The organism is Microbacterium sp. C448, assembly GCF_000582705.2.
GTDB classification, from domain to species: Bacteria; Actinomycetota; Actinomycetes; order Actinomycetales; family Microbacteriaceae; genus Microbacterium; species Microbacterium lacus_A.
On record NZ_HG779828.1, the window covers coordinates 1 to 2,436 of the forward strand.

Consider the following 2,436-nt stretch of genomic DNA (forward strand, 5'->3'; position numbering starts at 1 on the left):
CCTCTGGACGGTCCTGCAGCGTCTCGAAGCGGCCGGCTGCAGCCGCTACGTCGTCACCGACGTCACGAAGGACGGCACCCTCAAGGGTCCGAACCTCGACTTGCTCCGTCAGGTGACGTCGCGCACACCCAAGCCCGTCGTGGCCTCGGGAGGCGTTTCGAGCCTCGATGACATTGCGGCACTGCGCGAACTCGTCCCGCTCGGGGTCGAGGGCGCGATCGTCGGTCGGGCCCTCTACGCTGGCGCCTTCACGCTGGCCGAGGCGTTGGATGTCGCAGCCGGCTGACCCGGAAGACCCGAACGGCGCCGCGCACCAGCACGGCACCGACTCGGCGGGCGTTCCCTGGGAGGGGCGCGCATTCCAGCCGAACCCGCACGCGGGCGATGACGGGTCGGCGCCGGAGGCCTTCCTCGTCGCCCTCGCCGCGTTCCGCGCGGGCGAGGTCGGTCAGGCCGCCGTGGTCGATTCCCTGCGCGCCGCCCGCCTTCTCGTCCCCCTCGTTGCGGAACGTGGCGAGACGGGGCTCGCGGCATCCGGTCTGACCGTGGACAAGACGCAGGAACTCTCGATCGTGACCGTGGCGGCCCCCGACGGGCGAACCGTGCTGCCAGCGTTCTCGAGCGTGGCGGCTCTGCAGGCGTGGGATGCGTCGGCGCGACCGATCCCAACGCCCGTGTTCCGCGTGGCTCAGGCCGCCGTGGGGGAGGGCACAGACCTGATCGTGGTCGACCCGGGTTCCGAGACCGAGTTCGTCATCCGTCGGCCCGCCGTCTGGGCGCTCGCGCAGGGCGAGTCGTGGATGCCGTCGTCAGAGTCCGTCGAGGTGCGCCAGGCATTCCTCGAATCGATCGCGTCCGAGCTGGCGGCCGTCGACATCGCACTCGAAGCGGGCGACCCGACTGCGCGCCTGCGCGGGCCCGAGACGATCGTCCGGTTGAGTCTGCTGCAGGGGCTCGATCGTCAGGAACTGGACCCCGTGCTCGCTCGTCTGGCTCAGCGTTGGGCGGCCGATGACCGCATCGCGACGCTCGTGGACTCGCTCACGGTTCGCCTGGAGCGCTCGGCTCCCTGAGCGTGGTTGATCCGTTCAGGTGACGGGTCCGGTCCACTTCTCGCCGGGTCCCTTGCCGATCGGATCGGGGATGACGGATGCCTCGCGGAACGCCAACTGCACCGAGCGCAGACCGTCGCGGAGCGACCGGGCGTGCATGTCGCTGACTTCGGGCGCGGCCGCGCTGATCAAGCCGGCGAGGGCGTTGATGAGCTTGCGAGCCTCGTCCAGGTCGGTCTGGTTGGCGGGATCATCGGCGAGCCCGGTCTTGACGGCGGCGGCACTCAATAGGTGGACCGCGGTCGTGGTGATGATCTCGACGGCCGGAACATCCGCGATATCGCGGGTTGCGGCCGAGGCGGCACGCTCCTGTTCCTCCCAGCGGGCCTGGGTCGCGGCATCCGGTTCCATGCTGTGCGGGACATTGTCTTCGGGGGGAATCGTGCTCACGTGTCGCTCTCTGCTAGACTTCTGCGGGCTCCGGGACTTTTGTCTCGGTTCGAAGAGGATTCGCATCCCACCCGCGCCGGCCATAGGCCAGGCTACCGGGTCCACGTGCTCCGCTGGCTCGTCTCGATCCGAGGCACCCAGTGGTCTGGGCACAAAGCCGGCGGGCTGTATCAACTCCGCGCCGGGTGGAATGCGACGTTCGCTTCACCCGGAAACTCTCGTCTCCGGGTGCTTCCACCCCGCGCGGCTTCGTCGTGCGGTTACCCAGATCTAGAGGAGTTCCGCATCAGCGATCCCCGCACCAACGACCGCATCCGCGTGCCCGAGGTCCGACTCGTCGGCCCCGCAGGAGAGCAGATCGGTGTCGTCCGCATCGAGGCAGCGCTGCGCCTCGCTCAGGAGGCAGAGCTCGACCTCGTCGAGGTGGCCCCCAACTCGAAGCCGCCCGTGGTCAAGATCATGGATTACGGGAAGTTCAAGTACGAGGCTGCGCAGAAGGCCAAGGAAGCACGCCGCAACCAGGCGAACACGGTCCTCAAAGAGGTCCGTTTCCGCTTGAAGATCGACGAGCACGACTACGAAACCAAGCGCAAGCGCGCCGAGGGCTTCTTGAAGACCGGCGACAAGGTCAAGGCGATGATCCTCTTCCGTGGTCGCGAGCAGTCGCGTCCCGAGCAGGGCGTTCGTCTTCTGCGTAAGTTCGCGGAAGATGTGGCCGAGTACGGCACGGTCGAGTCGAACCCGACGATCGATGGTCGCAACATGGTCATGGTGGTCGCACCGCACAAGAACAAGTCCGAGGTCAAGACCGAGCAGAACGCCAAGCGCGACGCCTCCAAGCAGGCGGCACGCGAGGCACGCGGTCCCAAGCCCGAGTCCGAGACCGCCGACTCGGTCGCCGAGTAGGACCCCCACACCACTCCCGCCTCGGCGG

Annotated in this window: 4 protein-coding genes; 3 read left to right on the forward strand and 1 reads right to left on the reverse strand. The window is 68.1% G+C overall.

What is annotated here, in order from left to right; all coding sequences use genetic code 11:
* The coding region (locus MIC448_RS15690; protein ID WP_036301871.1) for a HisA/HisF-related TIM barrel protein at positions 1-286 on the forward strand (286 nt) is incomplete at its 5' end.
* A complete protein-coding gene (locus MIC448_RS15695) occupies positions 270-1,073 on the forward strand; it encodes an SseB family protein (RefSeq protein WP_036301873.1) in 804 nt (267 codons plus the stop codon). The genes MIC448_RS15690 and MIC448_RS15695, both read left to right, overlap by 17 nt.
* Before the next feature lie 15 nt (positions 1,074-1,088).
* Here the strand turns inward: MIC448_RS15695 and MIC448_RS15700 are convergent, their stop codons facing one another.
* Entirely contained in the window at positions 1,089-1,463 is a 375-nt protein-coding gene (locus MIC448_RS15700; protein WP_051514236.1) for a DUF1844 domain-containing protein, read from the reverse strand.
* Positions 1,464-1,730: 267 nt separating this feature from the next.
* Between MIC448_RS15700 and infC the strand changes: the two genes are divergently transcribed.
* Complete coding sequence (gene infC, locus MIC448_RS15705) at positions 1,731-2,408, forward strand: translation initiation factor IF-3 (RefSeq protein WP_243420056.1); 678 nt, start codon at positions 1,731-1,733, stop codon at positions 2,406-2,408.
* The last annotated feature ends 28 nt before the right edge of the window (positions 2,409-2,436 follow it).

Coding starts and splice junctions, on each gene's coding strand:
- MIC448_RS15695 (WP_036301873.1), top strand. CDS start 270: ATGTCGCAGCCGGCTGACCCGGAAGACCCGAACGGCGCCGCGCACCAG.
- MIC448_RS15700 (WP_051514236.1), bottom strand. CDS start 1,463: ATGGAACCGGATGCCGCGACCCAGGCCCGCTGGGAGGAACAGGAGCGT.